The following is a 21,447-nucleotide window of genomic DNA, read 5'->3' on the forward strand; positions in this document are numbered from 1 at the left end:
TCCGATTTCCTACCATGATTCTCAATTTAGTGGATAGCCCAATGACGTCGCATATCACGGATCAGCTTACGAGATTGTTGAAAGCGAATACGGCAGCTCCATTTTTATTCATCGGTTCTGGTTTCTCGCGACGGTACATAGGTCTAGAAAATTGGGAGGAATTACTTTCCAGATTTTGCGGAAATATTAAGAGCTTTGGTTTCTATAGCTCACAAAATAATAGAGATATGCCTAAAGCCGCTAGCGAAATGGCTAAGGATTTCAATCCTGTTTGGTGGGAAAGTGATAAATACGCAGAATCTCGCGGCTTAAACGAAGGAGGAATGGACAACGTTTCCTCTGCGTTGAAATACGAAATATCTAAATATCTTTCTGAAATTAGTAGTAATAAGCCCTCAGATGAGAAATTGCTGCAGGAGCTTGAAGTCCTTTCCAGAATAAATGTTGACGGCATAATCACTACGAATTGGGACCTTTTTCTTGAAGAGCTTTTTCCTGACTATCAGGTTTTTATTGGTCAGGAAGAATTGTTATTTTCTAATCCCCAATCTATTGCCGAGATTTACAAAATCCATGGTTGCTCTTCTCGATTTAACAGCTTGGTGTTAACCGCTGAAGACTACGAAGAATTTGAAGGCAAAAATCCTTATCTCGCTGCAAAATTGATAACGTTGTTTATTGAGCATCCAATAATATTTATTGGCTATTCAATTAGCGATAAAAACATCCAAAAAATAATTGAATCCATAGTTAATTGTCTTGGGCAAGACAAACTCGATAAGTTTGGTCGAAATTTGGTTTTCGTACAGCGCCCTCAAAGTGGTGAGGCACCAAGCTTTAATGATGCGATAATGTCTATCGGGGAAACCCGGCTTTCGATAACCGTTGTCAAAACAAGTGATTTTTTAGAAATATATGAAGCAATTGAAAGTACAAAGCGAAAAATTCCTGCCCGGATTTTGAGGTATTGTAAGGAGCAAATGTACGATTTAGTCAGGGATAACGATCCGGAAGGCAAGTTGGCAGTTATTGATTTGGATCAAATAGAGAACAAAGACGATGTTGAGTTTGTGATGGGCGTCGGAGTTGCAAAAGACGCGGTATCCGCTCTGGGATATATTGCAATCAGTGTAAATGATATTCTGCTTGATATGATTGCTGGTAGCTCTAAGCTCAACTCTCACTCATTATTGAAAGATTACTATCCTACGTTGCTAAAACGGTCCAACAAATATATTCCGATATACAAACATTTGCGTGCAGTCGGGATAAACTCACTAGCGGAGCTGAAAGCTTCCGAATATGCTAATCTTGAAGAAGTCCTACGTAAAGCAAGCCGGGAAGATTACAGGATCAAGCAATACAAAAAACAATTCACAAATTTATACGCGGGAATGGGTACAGCTGAGATCATAGCAACGCTCACCAGTGAAAAAGCAGCGATTATGATTCCTCAGCAAAACGATGGTGATATCGACATCGCAGCAGTCAAAGCGTTTCTCCAAGCAAATACGCAGGGATTGGTTAGCGGAAACTATTCCACCTATTATAGAAGGCTTGGTTGTTTAATTGATTTGATGGAGTATGGCTTCCCGCTCTAAAAATCTCGTCAAATCCTGCACGATGGCATCATTTGTTTGTAGGGACGATTGTGCCGTTCATGTGGTTGTGGTGTTCTTTTGGGCGCCACGACCAAAGGTGTTGAATTCACGCATTAGCAGTTGATCTGGCTTCCCATGTGCTGAGTAGGTACAAGGCAAGCGAGCCTGCCAGATTCACCGCTAGTTCAGCATGGCGTGGAGCTGGTTTCACCCCAGCCTTGCCTGTGCCGTGGGAATCGCTTAAGCGGTTCCTCAATGCCCCCAATCCTTCAACCACTGACGTGCAGCCGCCAAGGATCTGCTTGAAAACCTTCTCTGTGTGTTGAGAGGGTGCAAGGTTGAGTAGTTCAGCGGTTTGGCGATACAGCTTGTTGAGGTCAGGTGTCTCGTCATACTCAGTTCCGGCTTCTTCCAAGATGTGCTTGCAGACGGATTCCAGAAGGGTACGCGCCATTGTGATTGCGCCTTCGGGATCTGTGGTACGCCTCTCCAGTGATTTCGTCCAAGCGACCCTCACATGCTCTGAATCAAACCTCTCAATCGCACCAGTGACCACATGATCTGCAGGTGATGAACCACCCTTTTCAACGTAATCTAGCAACGGGCGAAATTCGTCCCATAGGTATGTCCGACGTTCAGCATAGGTGCCGTACTTGTTCTTGATGAACTGCCAGAATTGACCGAGGCTGCGGCAGGTGTTTACGAAACGAGGCACCATCGTGGCAAGGGTAGGGTCGTCCAGAATAGCGCGTCTGTACATCAGGTAAGCCGTCTCGTCTTCCTGACCACCTGTAGCCTGAGATACCAGCATGTGTTGGAGAGATTCTGCTTCTTCTGATAATGGATGCATTTCTGACCCTGATACACACTGAGAATTGGGCAACCCTTATCCAGTCTATAGCATAGCGGGGTTAGCTATCAGAGGGCATTGGCGATGGCTAGCCGACTTCTAAAGCAGGTAAAGTAGGGGATTGATTTTGCCGTCCTTGGAACCTTTCTGAATGCCTTTACTGTCTTGGTTCAACCGTGATGCCGACCTGACGCGGGCTGCCCTTGCGCCTTACCGTCTGCTTGAGCCGGTTGCTGAACTGTCTCATGGAGAGCCGGACTCTCCGAACATGCTGATCGAAGGCGACAACCTCGACGCGCTGAAAGCGCTTCTCCCGTACTACGCAGGGCAGGTGAAATGCATTTTCATCGACCCGCCGTACAACACTAAATCCGCCTTCGAACGCTACGATGACAATCTAGAGCATTCGAAATGGCTTTCCATGATCTATCCCCGGCTTGAGCTTCTACGCGAGCTGATGAGTCAGGAAGGGTCGATCTGGATCACCATCGACGACAACGAAGCCCACTATTTGAAGGTCATTTGCGATGAGATCTTTGGTCGTAAAAACTTCATTGCTGAAATTATCTGGCAAAAACGCACCTCGCGCGAAAACCGTGCGGCTGTAGGCTCGTCTCATGACACCATGCTTGTGTACGCAAAAATGGAAGCGTCCAAGTGGAAGAAGTATCGGAACCTGCTTCCGTCCAACGATAAGGGCTATGGAAATGCTGACCAAGATCCTCGTGGTCCTTGGCGATCCATTCCTTTCTCCGCGCAAGGATTCCGACCTAATCAGATGTACCCAATCACCAGCGACTCAGGGGACGTTCATCTGCCTCCGAAGGGGCGATGCTGGGGCGCGGTCGAATCTGTGTTCAATCGCTATCGTGAAGAAAACCGTGTCTATTTTCCCAAAGATGGGAAAGGTAAACCTCGTATTAAACGCTTTCCATGGGAGGACGAGGGTCTTGTCCCAATGACCCTTTGGCATGCTGCGGACGCGGGCACTACTGAGGAAGCCAAGAAAGAAATCCTTGCTCTGTTTGAGGATGTTGAAGCTTTCGATACCCCAAAGCCTGAGCGCTTGATACGTCAGGTTTTAGAAGTGGCAAGCAAGCCGGGTGATCTGGTACTCGATAGTTTCCTGGGTTCAGGCACGACCGCTGCTGTTGCGCACAAAATGAAGCGTAATTGGATAGGCATTGAAATGTCAGCCAACGCTCGTCTTTTCTGCGGACCGCGACTGCGCAAGGTAGTGGATGGTGATGCAGGTGGTATCTCTGAAGCTATGGGTTGGATAGGTGGTGGCGGTTATCGCTATTACACGCTCGGTGTTCCTGTATTCGATGACTCAGGTCACATCCGCGAAGGCATTTCCTTCGAGCAATTAGCGGCTCACGTATGGTTCGCTGAAACTGGTACTGCTCGTTCGTCATCCGCTGAAAAATCGCCTTTCCTAGGTGAGCATCACGGCACGTCCTACTTCCTACTCTTCAACGGCATTCTCGGTGATCTGACCGCAGCAGGGGGGAACGTGCTTACTAGGCGAATTCTGAAAGCTTTGCCGAAGACTGATGGTCCCATGGTGATTTACGGAGAGGCGTGCGCAATTCCGTCTGAGCTTCTTCTGGAATCGAAAATTACCTTCCGGCAAACCCCATACGACATTAAGGCTCGCTAATCATGGCTCTCACGCTAAAGCTGTACCAGACCCGTGCATTGTCGACCCTTGAAAAATTCCTCGACGCGGCACGTCTGGAAGGACCGTCAGAAGCATTCAAGCAGACCGTTGATGAAGGACTAGTCAGCGACTACAGGTTGATGCCGGGTTTGCCTGAAATCCCATACGTTTGTCTGCGCATTCCTACGGGCGGCGGGAAGACGGTAATGGGTGCCCACATCATCCAGATCTGCGGTTCATCCTACCTCGAGCGTCAGTATCCTATCGTTCTCTGGATGGTGCCTACGACGCAGATTAAGACTCAGACAATTGAGGCTTTTCGCGACCACCGTCACCCGTATCGCCAAGAGCTTGATGACGCTTTTGGGGGGCAGGTTGCGGTTTTCGATGTGGCTGAATTCACACGAATTCGTCCGGCTGATCTCGTCACAAAAGTCTGTGTTGTTATCTCGACAGTGGCTGCTTTGCGCATCGATAAAGAAGAGGGGCGTAAGGTCTACGAGCATCATGAGGATCTGGAGGGGCATTTCACTGGATCTGCCAATCAGCTCGAACACCTTCATAAAGGGAAAGACGGCAAAGCCGTTGCCTCTTTCGCGAATCTTCTCAAGCTTCATGGTCCATTGGTCATCATGGATGAAGCACACAACGCGACTACGCCACTCTCGTACACCCTGTATGAGCGTCTTGGTCCAAAGGCAGTGGTGGAGCTTACAGCCACCCCTGATGTGTCCAGCTCAAATGTACTGGTCAGCGTTTCCGCATTCGAGCTGAAAGCAGAGAACATGATCAAATTCCCTGTGATCCTGAAAGAGCATAGCGGGGAGTGGCAGGTAGCGGTCAGCAGTGCCGTAGCCAGACGGAAAAGTCTCGCCAAAACGGCGCTGGATGAGCCTGAGTACATCCGTCCAATCCTGCTTATACAGGCTGAAAATGCCAAGAGCGAAGCCACTGTGGAGGAGGTCAAACGACACCTCATCGACACTGACGGTGTGGACGAAAAAGCGATTGCTATCGCGACTGGCACAACGCGAGAAATTGACGGAATCGACTTGTTTGCCAAAGACTGTCCAATCGAAGTCATCATCACCAAGCAAGCTCTGAAAGAAGGTTGGGACTGCTCCTTTGCCTACGTCTTTTGCTCTGTAGCTCAGGTTAAATCTGACAAGGATATTCAGCAGCTTCTTGGGCGTGTTCTGCGCATGCCGTATGCGGTCCCGCGCCGTCAGGAGGCGATGAGCAAAGCGTATGCACACGTCACCACTGATACGTTTGGTCGTGCTGCAGGTGAGCTTACCCAGTCACTCATCAACATCGGCTTTAACCCGATGGAAGCTGCTACTGCCATCCGCAAAGAGAAGACCCCTGAGCTTGCATTGCAAGGTGGTCAGATCGGCACGCCTGATCTTCCTGTGTCGCGGGTCTTCGTGACGAAGGCTCCCGACTTTTCGAAGATTCCTGAGCGTGACCATGAGCGGGTTCTGTTCGTGCTGGATGCTGAAGGACCTGGCGGTGTGGTCGAGCTGAAAGATGAACTCGACCTGCTGACGATTGAAGCCATTGTCTCGACTGTCTCAGGTAAGGATAAAAAGGCTGCGGTCGCTGCTGAGGTAGAGAGGCATCAGCAAGCTACGGTGGCTGCTAAGGCGCCGAGTGAAAGGGGAGTGGTTTTTCAGGTTCCGCGCCTTTACTCGGTCGAGCAAGGGGAGCTAGAGCTGGTTGACCGTGGCGCGGTTTCAGCATCGTTTAGCTGGGATCTGCTGTCGTCTCCACCGGACTTATCATCCTTCCGTTTTGACGAATCGAGCATGACGTTTGAGGTGTATCTGGACGATAAAACTGTTCAATTTCAGAACATGAAAGACGACGTTCAGACGTACCTTCCCGGCTTCGCGCAAGACCGTTCTGCAACGGACCTAATTGGCTGGCTGGACCAAGAAATCCGTGAGCCGTCAATCAAACAGCCAGTTCTTCGGGAGTGGTTGCGTCGTGCCGTTTCCGGTCTGCTGGAGGATCGTGGCTTCTCCCTGTCACAGCTTCTCAAAGGTCAGTTCATTCTTCGTAGAAAGCTTGGTGAGCAACTGTTGCTGGCTAAGAAGAATGCCTATGACAAAGGATTCCAGCAGGCTCTTTTCGACAATGATTTGGAGCTAGTCACATCTTCAGAACCGGACCATGCGTTTACCTATCCGGCAGACATGGCACTGTACCCGGCTACCTCGTACTACGCAGGCTCGTTCAAATTCAAAAAGCACTACTACCCGTTCCCCGGTATGCTCCCTTGGAAAACGTCGAAGGGTGAGGATGCAGAGGAATACCTCTGTGCGCAGGCGATTGAGCTACTGGATGAGGTCGATTTTTGGGTAAGGAACCTCGTCCACGCAACCCAGTTCTGGATGCCTACCGCTACTCAACGTACCTACCCGGATTTCGTGGCACGTCTGAAAGATGGGCGCCTCTTTGTGATTGAGTACAAAGGGGGCGACCGTGTGAGCAACGATGACAGCAAAGAGAAGCGCATGATCGGTGAGCTTTGGGCTAAGAAGTCAGGTGGGAAGGGGATTTACCTAATGGCGCAGAAGACGGATGAGCGAGGACGTGGCTTGCGCGAGCAACTCCTAAATGCGATTGGTAAAAACTGAATTTCGCTTCAATCGCAAACGATGATCACAGGGAAGGTAGCGGAACGTGGCTTACGTTTAGGATGGGTTTCTAAGCTTCATTATGAAATCTGTAAAGGGGTTTTCTACGCTATAGCTTTCGTGTCCGTTGCTCTTTTCTTATTTTGGGGCGTGGCAGCTTGCCAAGGACTATACGATTTCAGTGACCTTACTGTGCGGCATGATTTTCGGGTTTTTCTCGATTGCATTTGGTCTGAACCCTTCGTCATTGGCGCGTAGTCAGACGTGGATACGTCATGCGATGGAACGCGTGCTTCGATATTCCTAGCGACGGTGTGTTCGTCGTTGTGGTTTTCTGATTGAAAAAAACCTGTCAAATGACCGGTTTTTTTATTGGTCAGAAATCAATGTTGTTTTAAAAAATCACATATCAATTAATTCAGGAATCCAAAATGATATAATAACGAATATATAACTATATTTATTATAATGTTAAATCTAAAGCGCCTTTTGCTATTTTTCTTTCTCTTGTTCTCTGCATCGCAAGCATATGCAACACCTTCAACTAGTTTCTTTTTGTTCGGAATGGAAATATCGCCAATCTGTTCTTTATCAAGCGATATTAAGAATGTCTCTGATTTCGACGTAACGCCATACCTTAAAAGCGGTGGGTACATTTGTCCACAAGACGTCGCAATGAATTTGATTGCTAGCCAGCAAGGGACGCAAAGCCTTGCACCAATCCAACCAATGCTTACAGAAGCTGGATACGAAAGCAGTTTTCCTGAAAGCGCGTTGTTTACTGGTTTATGGTCAACTATTGTGTGGTGGTTATCCAAAATCTTGTTGGGCGCGGCGCTTTACCGTGTTATCAAAATCCTATTCGAGCTGTATTGGTCTGAAAATAAAATCAAAACGCTCACTGGCTATAAGGTTCGTGCTTTCGCAATTTTCAATACCGTGATGTACGTTCAGCTAGGTCCAACAATATTAAACATATTATTCGTTCTAGGAGTTTTCGTTTCGAATGGTAATTTCTTGGAAGACGCTATTACGGTTATGAAAGATGACCCTAGCGCGAACACGTTGGAGCAAGATGAGAAATACGTTCTAAGCTCAAATTCTGCTGCGCAGATGAATATTGCGTCTGCTGCGAATGTCACAATGAATGCCCAATTTAGCTATAATTTCACTAACATGATAAGAACCCCCGGTTTATTTGGTGGTTCGATGACTAAAGATGAAGCAATTGACGCAACCCTAAAATTCAACAAATTGAATTTCAAGCTCGATTCATCTATAGATGCTAATGTTGACGTTACTTCAAAGTTATCGAATATTCTTAACGTTTATAGATCTGGACGTAAATATACGATTTTCAAAGATGATTCTGGATATGATTCAGATTTGAGAGGCGCATTTGGGTATTTAGCGAATTACGGCACAGTGACAGTAGGATCTAATGGTTCAAGCTTCGAGCAACAATCGAACGAGTCAGCGAATGATGGGACAGTATTCAAATCTCTGCGTAATATTCAAGATCAAGCATCGCAATTACTTGGACCTAAACGTAAAGCGTGGATTGAGACTGTAAAAGCGGACATTCTCAAAAGCATGGAGTCCAGTGACTTCATTTCTTCTGATTTGAAAATCAACACTGATATAAGAAGTTTTTCGGCTAAATCAATAAAGTCTGTTGTTGAGAATAACCTAAACCTTGCCGATGCAGGTTTAAAGAATCCTGCGAGCTATGACATTGTAAACAGCTACGCTTACGCAAATGCTTTCTCAGGATTTCTTGGGCATGACATGACCCCTGATGGGCAATCCTTGTCAGAACAAAATGACTATATTACGCAAAATATATCGTTGATGATTCGTAATGCTTACTGCACTGACAATTGGAAAAAATACACAAAAGAACGTGAAGTAATAAAGAAATTTAATGCTTTGGCTGGCGAAACTCCTGTAAAGGATATTATCTACAAGAATATACTGGTAACAATGGTTTGCGGAAATCTTAATGGCGAAACACACCAAATCGACATTCTTGGTTTTGAAGATAAAGCCATGCTTGCTAAGGAAATGAAAAATGCTTTAGCCACGAAACTGGCAATCGATGCTGTGAATGCGAGCGTTTACCTCGGCGGTAAAGATTCATTAATGGCTGACAAAGGAAAGCAGGCTGCTTTGAATTACTCGATTTTGATTAAATTGAAGATGGGCATGATTGGTGCTGGATTAGCCGACGTGGAATATTCAAACTATCAGAATGCCAAGGTTTTAAAAAAGCAGACCTTAAATTCTAACCTTTTTTTCAACTATGCGAATGCTGGAGTGGACCACGATAACTACATCATCAAAGAACAATTGCTTGGGTCAAGAGATATTGATTTGTCAGATGCCGCTTATGGAAAATTCACAGATGATTATCCGGTTCTAAAACCTTATTTCAACAATTTGACTATTGCCCCAGTTGCTAATATCACTCCATCGTCGTTAACCCAAACGTCAGGGATTGATGACTTATTCGACATTCAAGGTAAATTATTATCAGCGCTTGGACAGAATGGCGATGGTATGAAATTGTTAGGAAGATTGCCATTAAACTTAACGCCGAGAGAAGGCGCAAAATTATGTGACGCTACGCCTGCAAATTGTGAAGCCAATCCTAGGATTTTATTTGAAGCCGGATTGAGATTGAAAGGCGATGAAGACATAGAATATGGATATACAATTTTGGCGGGTTCTGCTGCATTTGATTTAATCATAGAATCTAAAGATACGTTGGGTGGTGTCATCAAAACTGTGACTGCTGGTTTCGGAATGAAAAGACTTTCCCCAATCATAAATTTTGCTTACAACACAAGTTCTATGCTGTTGTTAGCATTGGCTTACGGCGGTAAATTATTCTTCAACACATTAAAACCTGTTGGCTACATCATGTTGGGAGAAGGGTATTTCTGTAAATATTTCTTATCATTGATGAAAGTCATGATTATGATTGGAATCTTGATTCCAGTTAGCTGGACGTTCGCGATTATCAAATACATTTTAGCTCCTTACTATTTGCTAACTTCGAATTTGGCTGGTACAGAGGAAAAGGCAGCAACTGCGCTTAAGAACCTTTTCAACAATTTATTGAAGCTATTTTTGGCGTTCATCGTATTCAGTATAATATGGAGAATCGGTAATTTCTTCTTAATGAATTTCGATCCGGCTTGGTTAATCAGAAGCATATTGCTGATGGGAGATGACAGTTTCATCAGTCAGTTGATAATGAGTGCTGTGGCGTCCGGTGCAATGGTTTTCTACGCGATAAACCAATTGAAGCAAATCAGCATCAAGCATGAAGAAACGATGGCTGTTCTTACTCAAACACAAGATAATTACGAAGATTCGGCTGTTCAGCAATTGAAGGAAATTGCTATGAATCCTCGTGTGATGGATTTGGTGAGACAAGGTGTTGAGGGTGCTGCTAGTAAAGCGAAAGGTGCGGCACGCGATAAAGTCAGAGAAGACAGACGTAAGAAAGAAGCCTTGAGAAAACAATTTGAAGACGTTGTTCCCCAAGGATCTGATGGGAATACCAGAAGAAGCTGATTTTAAGAAAGCCCCGAACTGGGGTTTTTCTTTTAGCGTAATATTTTCGATGGACAAATGATATAATGGTACTAATTAACAATCTATAAACAATATGTCTTTATCTGCTAATTCAAAAGCCAGTCCTTGGCAATTATTTTTCGCCTGCATTCCAATATTCATAATGTTCTTTTATGGCGTGATTCATTACCTTCAAGGCAAGGCGTATTTGGCTGCACTCGCTTACGCTGTAATTATTCCCGGCAGCATTGGGTTGGTCATCTTTTTCGTAATATTAAGAAAGAAAACCGTTAATCATATCGAAAAGAAGGATATTTCTAATGAAAAACGTAGGGAAAAGGACAAGATTGTAAAAGCCTTTAATCGTGGTTCTGAAAGTTCTCAGGAAGGGGATTCCCAATGAGCAACGTCAGAATTTTACGTATGACACGGCTCGCTGTGTCGTGCGTAGTGGTTTTCTCAGTGACTAGCACGTCAAGCGCCAAGGTTCCTATTCATCACGCTCCTACGCGAAATCTGGACGTTTGGCAGTCACTACCATCGCTGGATTTAGCTGTGTGTGCGAACCCATTTGCATTTCCTGAGTCTGACAAGACCAACGTTCTCAAAGCGCTCCTTGGTGAGGACAATGACCCGGTGAGGGTAGCCAGTCTCTGACTGGTCATGAGAACGTAGAGATCCATCAATGACAAAGGGAGATTCCATTGATCAAGCTGTGTGTAGCAGGAATGGTCGCAATGGCGATGTGTGGCTCAGTATGGGCAGCAAGCAATGAAGATGAAGCGGCTGCACTTGCTCGGCTCACTGAGGTACAGAAGATGTACGAGAAACGTCCTCAAGGCACGCTCAATGAATCGGGCACACATACCTTGTCGAAACAGGACATCAACGATTGTGTTGTGCAGATGACAGAAGCCAAAAACAATCTCGATGCTGTGAAGCAACAGTATGCTTCTACCCAAGCCTACCAGTCGATGCAGACACGAATGCTCACTGGGCAGGTCCGTGGTCGCTTAGCGTCCTGCAAGCAGACAAAGGACACTCTAGGTTACTGAGCGGCTACCGATGAAAGGCAGATCATTAGCGACCTTCTGCCTTTCGTATGGGTTGATCTGGCAAGATTTCAGAGTCTTGTATTGTCATTACCTAGTAGCTTGAGCGGTTGGCTTCGCATTATGGAATGCTTCAAGACACCCTATGAAATCGTTCCTGAACTCCGCAGAGCTATGATCGTTTAACCAATAGTAGCTGCGAATTTCGTCTGCTTGCTTTTCTAACTCATTCAACCGCTTAGTAATCGAATCGATTTCGTCTATAGCTTTTTTCTGTGCCATGGATTTTTTTCGGAGTTCTACGTATCTCCAATATTTTCCTGACTCTATATTCGTAATTCTCTGCGCAAAGTTTAAGAAGGTCGTGACCCCTGCTTTCTCTAACCGTGAGTAGAATTTCAATTGGTTTACAAAAACGCTGGTAATATTTTCAGGTGTTAAATAAGTTTGTTTTTCTTTTTTCATGAAGGCGTCGATGGCTGGGAAATTATCGTCGTGCTCTAAATTAAAAAAGGAAAATACAGTTCTGTGTGATTCTGTGGTTGTTGCTATTTTTTCATGTTCTTTGAAGTATTCATATGCGTCGCCAATTATCTTATCCTGTCTAGCGGCTAACTCTTTGTAATCTTGGTCGATTTTTTTTAGTTTCTTATCACTTTCAGACCATGGCATCGTTTTCTGCCCGCTGTTAGCAATTCTTGAAGAACGATATGCATAATCAGCAAGGAAATCAGAATATTCGAGTTCACCCTTATGCGCTAGCTCTTGTGCCAGTGCATGAAGCTCAGTTCTAGCACCAGCGAAGTCACAATCATCTATTTTGACAAAGATTGCGTTCAGTTCCTCATGCTTCACGGTCGGTTCTCGCTCTGTAGTGGTAAGCCCGCACATTGCCTGCGCTTCGCTGACGACATTGGTCCTTCGATAGCAGGAAGACGTGAGCCTGCCATGCTTTGAAACCTTCGTCGAGCACTGGTATGGTCCGATCTAGAGCGTTTTATCGTAAGGGAGCAGAATGAAGATTTGGGCATGTGCGAAAGGGGCTAATGGCTTCATCAATCGAGAGGATGGTCGCTACAAGCTGTTCTTCATCTGGCAAGTGCTCAAGATGCGCCGCCTGAACCCTTCCGAATTCAGCGTACTTACGTTCTTCAGTACCCACTCCCGCATAGAGAGGCGTCGTGAGATGATCGCAGTGAAGAACGGGTACTTTCGCTATAAAAGTGCCGAGGCTGGACAATCTCGCGCTGGTGATAGCGACGGCGAGTCCCTTCCACACGCATACCTGATAGCCATCCTGTCCCAACTTCAAACGATAAATTTCAAGATCGGTGATGAGGTCGTGCCCTTCACGTTCACGCGCCTCGTCGCTGAGGAAATCCGACTCAAATTCGGGAATGGCAATGGCTACATTCCCGACCTCTACGGGGAGTTCACATCTGACAATCCCTTCTACAAGAAATGGGGCGGTAAGGTCGCCATCGAGGTCTGCTATTCGAACCCCTGCAGTATGCAGAAGGTCGTCGATTTCCGTGACCATGGAATCCCCATCATCGAAGTCAAGATTGCCAAAAGCATCAATATTGAGACATATATTGATAAAAATGACATTGAAGGAAGTATCGAACGTGGCTTTCAAAAAATTACTGATATTGCTTCAAACCAATTGTTTTGCAAAGTCCTATCGGACCCGGTAAGCGTCCAATTCCATCAGGATTACGTTCGGCAGGCTGACAAGGAAAAAGAAGGGCTGGTCGAGAAGAACAAGCGCGAAACCACGTTTCTTTTTAATAAGCTTCGTGAGGCTGAATCTCTTGCCGCAATTGTTGGGAAGGAACGGGACGGTTTTTCTGAAGCGAGAGGTTTGCTACAGAAGGATAAGGCTAATCTTGAAGCTTCCACCAGCGAGCTGAATCAAAGCGTGGAGGAACTGAAGGCTGAGCTTGGGACATACAAGACGGCGTACACGAACAGACTTAACGAGATCAATGAGTTGAAGGGTGAGTTGGAAAAATCCAAGGCAGGATTTTGGAAAAAGATCTGGTGGTCTATCAGCTCCGAGCAGGAACAAAAAAAGCCCTAATGGGCTATTTGTATTTGTTTCAGTTCAATTGTGCTTTTATCGTTTCTTCCCAACAAGTGTTATCAATTACCTGTGTTACGAATTCCTCTTGCTTATGCGAAGGGTAGTCGATGAATTTGTTTTCAACGTAGCAGTAGATTAGTATTTCGTCTTCGTCGAACTCGTATTCTATTGCTTCGTTTACATCGCGCTCAATATTTTCGATTTCGCCGGTTTCTTCGTTTACCTCTGCTGACCATTTGAATTTAATGCTAAAGTCCACGTCGCTCGCAGTTAAAGTCGTTTCACAATAAATTTCGTTATCTAGTCTTGACAAAATATCAATGTCGCAATTGTAGTTCGAGTCTGGTATTTCGTTAGTGAAAAATGTTGTATAAGTTCTCATGATGTTTTCTTCGGTTTTTATTATTTGAGTTGTTTAATTGCTTCTCCTGTATACATAATACCATTTATTTTTTAAAAACAAGTGATAAGCAAAAGAAAATCACTTTTATTATTTGGATTATTTTTGGCCACAAAAAAAGCCCTGTTGGGCTATTTAAGTATTACATTTTAAGTTTTGGTTTCTTGCTTTTTGATGGCTTCTCTACCAGCCAATCAATACTTTTTGCTTTCTCTAATATTTTTTTCAAACCACTGTCTAGGTGTGAGCCTTCACGAGATACTACGGGATTAACTGATTGACCTTTGTTGTCGTAAAAGTCTACAAATATTGGAGTACCATTTTCTGTAATTCTCCCGCCTTTTCCATCTGTTAAATAGGCTCTGCTTTTACCACTGTTTTGAGATCTTATTTCTATCTTGAATCCCAAAGCCAAAATAGCTGTGTATGTAGGGTTTACAGCAGTGTGTCTCTTTGTTGCTTCGTTTGTTACTGGGTTTATAGTTGTCATATAATTCACCTTTCAAAATGTCGGCATAATTGCTTCCATATAAATATAATACCATTTGTTTATAAAATAATACGTGATAAGCGAAAGAAAATCACATTTATTTAAAATTTATTTTGCACTGTTGTTAATTCCTTTAGAGCTTCATCAAATGCCTTATTCACATCTTCTGTTTTCTTCCAAGCAACAAATTTTCTGTATAGGTTGTTTATTGCTCTGTATGCACTGCCATTCGCATTTCGTGGAAAGCGCAGGCTTTCAAGGAATCCAGTGTCTGCGCAATAATCTTCAAACAATGGTTCCTTTTTCAAAATGATTTTGGTTTTGGTTCCATCCATTCTACTGTAATAGCCAATTCTTTCATGGTGTTCGTTGATTATGTAAACGCGATTTTTATTTGAGTGTGAGCGCATTTCCTCAATTTTGTAGCCTTGTTTTGTAATTTCTTCGTATAAATTCATAGTGGTAATCAATTGTTGTTTTTATCATCTTACCATTTATTTTAGTTTTGCAAGTGATTAGGGTTAATTAATCACTTTTTTCCTAAGTATTTTCTGAGTCACAAAGTTGAAGTGCCTAATTCTATTTTGACTTTCGAATATTACATTCTGATTAGCTAATCGAACTCTTTCAAAAAGCTTTTCTGGCGTTTTGATGACGAGCACTGATTTGCTGTGTGGCTTCGTCTCTGTGAGTGCATTCGAACAAGTGACCCGTAATTGGTGAAGGTCTTGCTCATGCACGACGATGCTGGTCACGAACTGCAGGGCTGCTGCACAACACATTGATGGATCTATGTCGTTCATTTCGAGATTGATGAGTCTGGTTTTCTCGCGACCTTTGCCCGCTTCGATAGCGACTCTTGGTAGCTGGAGGCTTCCTGCGCCGCACGTAGAGTCGTAGAACGTCTACGAATCTGTGCCTGTGGCTCTATGCTGGCTTTCCAGTGTGTGTAGTAAAGAGCCTATGAGGCTGGATAGGTCGCTTGGTGTAAGGAACTGACCCAAACCTTCACCAGATCTACGGAATAGAGCAATTTCCTCGATGAGCATAGTCAGCACGTCGGAGAACGCTGGTAGGACTTCTACAAGCTCTTTATAGCGTCTCACTGACGTTGCCAAGGCTTCGACGTTGAGCGTGCTGAATAGCTTCTCTTCAATGGCAAAATGGGTGTCATCGATGGTGATGTGTTCTTGAAGCTCCAGGTCAGTGATTCCGTAGCTCCTGTACCGGGCAACGAGCTGGTTCAGCATGACGCCCAGTGTGAATTTCACGAAGACTGAGAGGGCTAGATCCTGCTTGGCTCGCTCGCCGCCAGTCTGGTGGCTGGTGATGGCGAAGATTGAGGATTTCAGGGCTTTGATTTTGAGATCGATTGGCTGGCTCATACGGCATCTACCATGTCGCTGGTACGCGCTGTACGGGCTAGAATCATGCTCGATGGCTTGATACTGGCTGATTCGTCAAAGATCTCGTAATAGCCGCATGCACGAAGTTTTTCCTCGCGAATTCTGGCGCGGGCTTCGAATACCTTTGCCGGAGTTTTGAACCTGATGACGAAGGGGTTCCCTTCTGTCCATTCTGTAATCACGTTTGAGCAATGCTGAGAGAATTCACAAAGGTCTACGTCATGAACCACTGTGTTTGTGACGATCTGCAGGGCAGTTGTGCAACACATGATGGGATCAATGTCGTTCGCTATGACCGTGGCATTCTTCGCGTGGTGTGGGTTTCTGCTCATCATCAGCGCCAGTGGTGCCATCAACAATGTTCCTGCTCCGCAACAAATTTCCCCGAGCTTGAAGGGTTTGTCTGTGTTCTGCATGGGCATAAGTTCAGCGAAACATTCAGCCAGCCACGGCGGTGTAAGGAATTGTTCGAGTCGATTTTCTTTCTTACCATTTAGCATTGTGCTTTCTAAAAGAAATGAAAGGACGTCAGTGTAAACGGGATTAGAGGCTACTATTTCGACGTACTGAAGCACGGCATTGGTTAGCGCTTTGTTATCGCAATCACTCATTTCCTTTTCAGATATTTCGAATATGTAAGGGCGTATCACTATGCACTGTACAGTTTCGGCTTCTGACAAGCCGAATCGTTTGTAACGAGCAATAAATAGCTGAAGCTGAATGTTCAGCGCCGCTTTGATGAAGAGTCTGAATGAGTCTTTCTGATTATCACTAGTGGTTAGAGCGCGATTTTCGTAAATATGAAATATGGATTTTTTCAGAGATTCGATTTGGTTTTTTAGATCATTCATTTTTCACCTATTCAGTAATGAGGCGCCAAATGTAAATCGAATTAAAACTAATTGTCAAGGATATTATTATAATGTCACGATAATTAAGCAGCTAGAAAAAAACGTGTTTTTATTCGGACGGAAAATCTTTAAAAAATATTTGTGTTTTTGATGGGCATAAAAAAAGCCCCAATGAAGGGGCTACACGCTTGGCATATCAAAGGATGTGAATGTTTAAATACTTGATGGAAGCCCAATTAATGAGAAGTCCTAACGCCACCGTGGCTATGTAAACGATTATTCGGGTGCTTGAGAACGTATAGAAGAAAAATCGATAGAGTGGATAAACCGGCAGAAAGGAGGCAACCACGGCGCATATTCCTTTCAATGGCGCTCCGGTAGCGAACAAATTTAACCCGTAACCAAATACTCCCAGCAAAATTAAGCACACAATTAGAATGATAATGCCATCAATTCCGGTGATTGTGTTAATGCCTTGTGATTCTTTGAATTGTATCTCGGCGTCTATATTCGCGTTTGCATCGCGCTCGTTTACGAGTCCGCGACCTGACGTGTCATAGAATTTCCCGTCATCAGCTTTGAAAGCCGATTTCCCACCTGACTCAATTCCTATAACTTTTTTCATGGTTTGTACTCTGTGAAATAGTAACCATCACGTTGATAATTTTTTGAGAAGCTTACATTTAATAACGGCGTGTACATTTGGTCAATTCCTTTACGCACAAGGTACACGTAAATTACTGAGGTTTTCCCAGCGTAGGAAAGCTCTGCCCGGTATTGAGTAAAGCTTTTTCGATTCTGTTGGTTGAATTCAACAACGTCCATTGTTGATGCATTTGCGCCTTGCGCGTACACGCCATTTGGGAGACGAATTGCCATATTTTTGTACAGTGGGTTTGAAAGCTTCTTCCAAAGATTTGGCTCAACAATGTAATTAAAGTATGCCGTAAAATGGTAAGCCTCTCCATCCAATGCTGGAGAACATGCCGCTGTCATGCTGAGAAAATCTTTGATTTCTTTGGAAAACTGAATGTTGTTGTCTTCGTAAATCTGCCAATTTTTGACCTTTGCTGGCAAAGGTTTGGCTTCATAATAATAGTAACGATCTTGGCATTTACCGTAAGCCATGGAAGCGAGCAATGTGAAGGCGAGGGCGGTTAGAGTCTTCATCAAGTGAACCCCATCCAGACGTGAAAAAGCCCCACTTACGGGGCTTGTGGCTCGATCTATAGTTCAGTATCAGCGACTGAACAGACCGCGAACCGTGGAGCGGACTGTGGAACCTGCTTCTGACTTCACTGAGTCAGTAGCTGTTTTCATCATGTCACCGATAAACGACGAATCCTGCTGACCGTTGGCAGTGCCAGTGTTGTTGGCTTGGTAGCTGGTGTTCGTGGCTTTCGCATTGCCGGGGATGAATTGAACCTGCTGACCGCCTTCGTAGCTTGCTGTGGTGGGCTGGGTTGGTTGCGAGCCGGGCATGTAGCCACTCGCTTGCTTTTGGAGATCTGCACAACCTGAGAGGCTGGCAACGGCGACTATTACGGCAAGACTGAGTGAGCGTTTCATGTCCATTTTCTCGCGTGTAGGTGGTTCAGATTGAGCCGGACGGGCGGCTGTGCGTGTAATTCTACGTAAAAGGTAGAATTACTCAAGCGGAGTCTACGTATTGCGTTGTTACGAGCGAACGAGAAAAGGAGTTAACTGCTTGTTTCTTATACTGAAATTAGCAGATGAAAAATTTACAACTTGGGCAGACCTTGAAGCGCCTGCGTTCGGCTTCCGGCTTGAGCCAAGCTGAATTGGGTCTACGGGCTGGATTTGACTCAAATACCATCTCCCGTTTCGAGCTTGGGACGGTCACGCCGAGCGTTGATGCTCTCTACAAGCTGGCTGTCGAGCTGGGCTGTTCTGTACGGGATTTCTTTCTGGAATTTGATGCGGACGAACAGAAGCGCGCGTATCTCTTTAACGTGATCTGCCGTGCAGACTCGCGGGAACTAGACCGTTTGGTGGAGCTAGTGAGCCAGCCGGTCAAGAAGTAGAAACGCTTGCTAGAAGGTGTTGGGCTTCAACATCTTGAGCACTGGTAGGCATTTAGACAGTCATCTTGTCAGCGTCTACTTGCTGCCTCTTGGGACTCACTGATACTGTTTAAATGTACAGTATCCTTGAGCAGTCCCACATGATCACCATCATCGGTCCCATCAGCGCCCAACCCAACCCTATCAAGAAGCCCATCGTAGGGCGTGTTAGCTGTGGGTTTCCGTCCCCGGCACTCGAATATTCAGAGCCACCTCTGAGTATTGATGATCTCGTTTGCCTTCGTGAGCCGAGTCGGTGGCTGCTTCGTGCTGATGGAAATTCGCTGTCAGGGATCGGGATATACGATGGTGACGTGCTTGTTGTCGATAAAGCTCTTGAGCCTTTGGATGGAGACATAGTAGTCGTCGTCATCGGCGCAGATTTCTGCTGCAAGGAGTATCGCGAACGCCTTGGTCAGTCTCCGCTGCTAGTCGCTCATAACCCTGCAAACGCTGACATTGAGGTTGGCGATTGGGAAGAAATCGACCTATGGGGCGTCGTCCTGTACAACCTTCACAGCGTGTCTAGGTGAGGGCTGTGGGATGAACAAGGTGCTGACGGATCTGGCAGTAGCCAGTGAAAAGCTGCGTGCTGAGCGTGCGCGGGTTTGGGATGGGATCAAAGCCTTCGAGAAAATCTTGATTGAGCAGGCTGGCGAGCTTGGCTTCGTTGCACAAAGTGACTGGTTCAATCTTGAAGAAAATTACGATGAAGAATGTGAACAGGTGGGACACGTTACTGGGTATTTATTCTTCAATGGCAAGCGGCTCGTCCTTTTCGCTGAACAAGTGCCAGAAATCATGAACAGTTCAGGACCGGATAGGTATTTACTGAGTGATCTTTCCATTAAATGGCTGAAAAGAATGAGTGCGCCTGCCGTGCTTCACTCGGTAGCAACGGATTTGACAGAACGGATGCAAGCTGATGTGGAAGACACGCGGAAGGTTGCTGACGATTTGTCCCGCTATTTGACCGTACAAATTGCTAAAACTGATGAAGATATTTCCTCTGAGCTTTCTGACGACCAATCGCTGCTGGATCTCTGGCTCGACTGCCACGGCACGAGAAAGACCCGACCGGCAGATTCGGTTCGTAGCGGTGCGCTTCTGCTTGAGGCGACCTTCAAGAGATGTCTTAGAAAGCTTGGTCATACCGGATACACGGATTTCAGCATGGGCGAATCAATTGGGGCGCTTAACAAGATCTTCTTCGAACGAGGCATTCAGGAGACTTACACCGGGCAGATGTTGGCGGGGGCGGTCAAGATGTGCCACTCAATTGGTACTACTCGAAACAAGAAATCCACCGTTCATGGTCATGACGAAGATTTCGTGCCTCCTACCGAAGAACTCGCATTGCTCATGTGTCACATGAGTGGAAGCATTTCCGTGTACGTGCGCAAGCAGATTGAGCTTGTGATTGGGACAGAAAAGAACCCATGAACAGGATCTTCTGTCTGGTCGATTGTGATTGCTTCTACGTATCGGCTGAACGCCTATTCGACCCTACGTTGGTGGACGTTCCGGTGGTCGCGCTTTCGAATTCAGATGGTTGTGTCGTTTCCCGTTGTCCCATGGCCAAATCCAAGGATTCTGCGGCTGGCGGATTAGGTATCAAGATGGGTGCGCCATTCTTCGAAATTAAGCACCTTATGAAAAGCCACGGCTTGCGTGTTGTGTCTTCAAATTATGCGCTTTATCAAGAAGTTAGTAACCGTGTAATGCGCGTGCTAGAGACGTTTGCGCCTCGAATTGAGGTGTATTCGATTGACGAATCATGGCTGGATTTCACTGGTGTTCCCGGCGACCTGGAGGCGTTAGGTCGGGAGATCCAGTCCGCTGTGAAGCGTCAGACGGGCATTGGAGTTGGTGTAGGCTTTGGACCGACCAAAACTCTCGCCAAAGCTGCAAATTTCAGCGCGAAAAAGTGGCGTTCTCAAACTGGTGGTGTCGTCGTTTTGATGGACGAAATTCGGCGGGACAAGCTTTTGAAATGGATGCCAGTTGATGAGATTTGGGGGATTGGCAGGAAGCTGTCTAGTCGTCTTGAAGCTATGGGAATCAAGAAGGCGGTTGACCTGCAAAGGTATGACAGAAAATCACTGAGAAAGCTCTTCAACGTAAACGTTGAAAAGACCTCGATGGAGCTGGCTGGTGTGTCGTGTTACGCCTTGTCTGATGGTCCAGTACCCAAGCAAACCATTGCGTCTACCCGGTCGTTTGGTGAGCGTGTGACGACATTGCAGGGACTCAGGGAAGCCGTGGCTACGTATGCCAGCAGAGCGTGTGCCAAACTCCGTTCAGAAGGGCAGCTTGCATCCTGTCTGCAGGTATTTATCCAAACCAGTAGGTTCGATGATAAGCCGTATAGCCGTGCTGTGATCTGCGGGCTGGTAGCTCCATCGAATGACACAAGATTGTTCGTTGCGGCGGCTCTCGAAGGGTTACAGATGATCTACGTTGATGGGTACAGGTACGCAAAAGCGGGGATTGTGCTGAGCCAATTTTGCTCTGGTGAGGGCTACCAACCTGACATGTTTGCGCCTGAACCTAGACGAAATTCAGACGCGCTGATGAGCGTGGTGGATGGGATCAATGCTCGCTATGGGCGTGGTTCGATCAGGCTGGCGGTAGAGCCACCCATCCCCCAATGGGGCATGAAGAGGGATTTCCTTTCAGACAGCTACTGCACGGATTGGGCGGCTCTCAAGAGAGTAAAGTGCTAAAACCACGCTTAGTA

21 protein-coding genes are annotated in these 21,447 nt (G+C 45.7%); 11 read left to right on the forward strand and 10 right to left on the reverse strand.

Annotation, left to right across the window (positions count from 1 at the left end; all coding sequences use genetic code 11):
* Positions 1-41: 41 nt before the first annotated feature.
* Positions 42-1,601: an SIR2 family protein gene (locus ABEH28_RS13385; RefSeq protein ID WP_346630171.1), complete on the forward strand. Its 1,560-nt coding sequence runs from the start codon at positions 42-44 to the stop codon at positions 1,599-1,601.
* 106 nt (positions 1,602-1,707) lie between these two features.
* On the opposite strand, the gene ABEH28_RS13390 is transcribed toward ABEH28_RS13385, so the two are convergent.
* A complete protein-coding gene (locus ABEH28_RS13390) occupies positions 1,708-2,451 on the reverse strand; it encodes an abortive infection family protein (protein WP_346630172.1) in 744 nt (247 codons plus the stop codon).
* Positions 2,452-2,602: 151 nt separating this feature from the next.
* Between ABEH28_RS13390 and ABEH28_RS13395 the strand changes: the two genes are divergently transcribed.
* From ABEH28_RS13395 to ABEH28_RS13415, 5 genes are all read left to right on the forward strand, one after another.
* On the forward strand, positions 2,603-4,114 hold the full coding sequence (locus ABEH28_RS13395; RefSeq protein ID WP_346630173.1) for a site-specific DNA-methyltransferase: 1,512 nt from the start codon (positions 2,603-2,605) through the stop codon (positions 4,112-4,114).
* Between the two features lie 2 nt (positions 4,115-4,116).
* A complete protein-coding gene (locus ABEH28_RS13400; RefSeq protein WP_346630174.1) occupies positions 4,117-6,756 on the forward strand; it encodes a DEAD/DEAH box helicase family protein in 2,640 nt (879 codons plus the stop codon).
* A 675-nt stretch (positions 6,757-7,431) separates the two neighbouring features.
* Positions 7,432-10,338 carry a hypothetical protein gene (locus ABEH28_RS13405; protein WP_346630175.1) on the forward strand — a complete coding sequence of 969 codons (2,907 nt, stop codon included), beginning with the start codon at positions 7,432-7,434 and terminating at the stop codon, positions 10,336-10,338.
* Between the two features lie 94 nt (positions 10,339-10,432).
* Positions 10,433-10,741: a hypothetical protein gene (locus ABEH28_RS13410; protein ID WP_346630176.1), complete on the forward strand. Its 309-nt coding sequence runs from the start codon at positions 10,433-10,435 to the stop codon at positions 10,739-10,741.
* A gap of 301 nt (positions 10,742-11,042) precedes the next feature.
* On the forward strand, positions 11,043-11,393 hold the full coding sequence (locus ABEH28_RS13415; RefSeq protein ID WP_346630177.1) for a hypothetical protein: 351 nt from the start codon (positions 11,043-11,045) through the stop codon (positions 11,391-11,393).
* Positions 11,394-11,480: 87 nt separating this feature from the next.
* On the opposite strand, the gene ABEH28_RS13420 is transcribed toward ABEH28_RS13415, so the two are convergent.
* Positions 11,481-12,245 (reverse strand): hypothetical protein, encoded by a 765-nt coding sequence (locus ABEH28_RS13420; protein ID WP_346630178.1) that lies wholly within the window; start codon positions 12,243-12,245, stop codon positions 11,481-11,483.
* Positions 12,246-12,405: 160 nt separating this feature from the next.
* Here ABEH28_RS13420 and ABEH28_RS13425 point away from each other — a divergent pair, with 160 nt between their 5' ends.
* Positions 12,406-13,473 carry a hypothetical protein gene (locus ABEH28_RS13425; protein WP_346630179.1) on the forward strand — a complete coding sequence of 356 codons (1,068 nt, stop codon included), beginning with the start codon at positions 12,406-12,408 and terminating at the stop codon, positions 13,471-13,473.
* Positions 13,474-13,492: 19 nt separating this feature from the next.
* On the opposite strand, the gene ABEH28_RS13430 is transcribed toward ABEH28_RS13425, so the two are convergent.
* The 8 genes from ABEH28_RS13430 to ABEH28_RS13465 all read right to left on the reverse strand — a co-directional run bounded on the left by ABEH28_RS13430 (position 13,493) and on the right by ABEH28_RS13465 (position 18,192).
* Positions 13,493-13,858 carry a hypothetical protein gene (locus ABEH28_RS13430; protein WP_346630180.1) on the reverse strand — a complete coding sequence of 122 codons (366 nt, stop codon included), beginning with the start codon at positions 13,856-13,858 and terminating at the stop codon, positions 13,493-13,495.
* A gap of 160 nt (positions 13,859-14,018) precedes the next feature.
* Positions 14,019-14,366, reverse strand: a complete 348-nt coding sequence (locus ABEH28_RS13435; RefSeq protein WP_346630181.1) for a hypothetical protein — start codon at positions 14,364-14,366, stop codon at positions 14,019-14,021.
* Between the two features lie 101 nt (positions 14,367-14,467).
* A complete protein-coding gene (locus ABEH28_RS13440) occupies positions 14,468-14,824 on the reverse strand; it encodes a hypothetical protein (protein ID WP_346630182.1) in 357 nt (118 codons plus the stop codon).
* A 447-nt stretch (positions 14,825-15,271) separates the two neighbouring features.
* Entirely contained in the window at positions 15,272-15,751 is a 480-nt protein-coding gene (locus ABEH28_RS13445) for a hypothetical protein (protein ID WP_346630183.1), read from the reverse strand.
* Complete coding sequence (locus ABEH28_RS13450; RefSeq protein WP_346630184.1) at positions 15,748-16,623, reverse strand: hypothetical protein; 876 nt, start codon at positions 16,621-16,623, stop codon at positions 15,748-15,750. The genes ABEH28_RS13445 and ABEH28_RS13450 overlap by 4 nt, the downstream gene beginning before the upstream one ends.
* Before the next feature lie 196 nt (positions 16,624-16,819).
* Positions 16,820-17,248 (reverse strand): hypothetical protein, encoded by a 429-nt coding sequence (locus ABEH28_RS13455; RefSeq protein WP_346630185.1) that lies wholly within the window; start codon positions 17,246-17,248, stop codon positions 16,820-16,822.
* The gene (locus ABEH28_RS13460) at positions 17,245-17,793 is read right to left on the reverse strand and encodes a hypothetical protein (protein WP_346630186.1); all 549 of its coding nucleotides are present in this window, start codon (positions 17,791-17,793) and stop codon (positions 17,245-17,247) included. The genes ABEH28_RS13455 and ABEH28_RS13460 overlap by 4 nt, the downstream gene beginning before the upstream one ends.
* Before the next feature lie 69 nt (positions 17,794-17,862).
* Positions 17,863-18,192: a hypothetical protein gene (locus tag ABEH28_RS13465; RefSeq protein WP_346630187.1), complete on the reverse strand. Its 330-nt coding sequence runs from the start codon at positions 18,190-18,192 to the stop codon at positions 17,863-17,865.
* Between the two features lie 164 nt (positions 18,193-18,356).
* Between ABEH28_RS13465 and ABEH28_RS13470 the strand changes: the two genes are divergently transcribed.
* From ABEH28_RS13470 to ABEH28_RS13485, 4 genes are all read left to right on the forward strand, one after another.
* Positions 18,357-18,668, forward strand: coding sequence for a helix-turn-helix transcriptional regulator (locus tag ABEH28_RS13470; RefSeq protein WP_346630188.1), 312 nt, complete (start codon positions 18,357-18,359; stop codon positions 18,666-18,668).
* Between the two features lie 140 nt (positions 18,669-18,808).
* Entirely contained in the window at positions 18,809-19,240 is a 432-nt protein-coding gene (locus tag ABEH28_RS13475; RefSeq protein WP_346630189.1) for a S24 family peptidase, read from the forward strand.
* 10 nt (positions 19,241-19,250) lie between these two features.
* Positions 19,251-20,150 (forward strand): hypothetical protein, encoded by a 900-nt coding sequence (locus ABEH28_RS13480; RefSeq protein ID WP_346630190.1) that lies wholly within the window; start codon positions 19,251-19,253, stop codon positions 20,148-20,150.
* Positions 20,147-21,433, forward strand: a complete 1,287-nt coding sequence (locus ABEH28_RS13485; protein ID WP_346630191.1) for a Y-family DNA polymerase — start codon at positions 20,147-20,149, stop codon at positions 21,431-21,433. Before ABEH28_RS13480 ends, ABEH28_RS13485 begins: the two co-directional genes overlap by 4 nt.
* The last annotated feature ends 14 nt before the right edge of the window (positions 21,434-21,447 follow it).

The organism is Pseudomonas sp. Ps21-P2 (genome assembly GCF_039672565.1).
Lineage (GTDB): Bacteria > Pseudomonadota > Gammaproteobacteria > Pseudomonadales > Pseudomonadaceae > Aquipseudomonas.